Annotated in this window: 1 protein-coding gene; it reads left to right on the plus strand. The window is 41.8% G+C overall.

The window, feature by feature from the left end; all coding sequences use genetic code 11:
- Nucleotides 1-23: 23 nt before the first annotated feature.
- The coding region (locus D8792_RS11340) for a hypothetical protein (protein WP_125374027.1) at nucleotides 24-512 on the plus strand (489 nt) is incomplete at its 3' end.

Consider the following 512-nt stretch of genomic DNA (forward strand, 5'->3'; position numbering starts at 1 on the left):
CACCACTACGAAAGGAGTCTATCATGAAAAAAAGTCAAAAAATGGGTGGCCTCATTTTGCTGGTCGCCACCGCTCTCTTTATTGATTTTACTGTTTTCCTTGCTCCCAGCAATCTCAGCTGGTCATCCAAGTGGATAATTGTCGGTTTGGTAAGTATAGGTCAGCTCGTGAGTATCTGGTCTTGGTTTCACATGAAACCATGGCCTAAGAGGATGAAAGAAGTTCAAGAAAAGCAGGTCTATGATCTAACCATGAAATTTTATAATCTATTGACTCTTTCAGCAACCTCTATCTATACTGTCGGAATCTGGTTATGGACTCCAAGTACCAATCCGCCTTTTATAAAGTACATTGCTTTGGGAGGCTTCCTCGCTATCCAGTTTCTCTTTCTTTTATTTTTTGCCTTGAAAAAGGTCAAGGAAAGAGTAGACGAGCGCTTTTATGCCAATCTGGCAAAAGCAGCGACTTTGATGTTTGCCATCTGTATAGCAACTTTGCTGGTGCTTGCAGGG

Origin of the sequence: Streptococcus cristatus, assembly GCF_003943505.1 — a bacterium.
GTDB classification, from domain to species: Bacteria; Bacillota; Bacilli; order Lactobacillales; family Streptococcaceae; genus Streptococcus; species Streptococcus cristatus_E.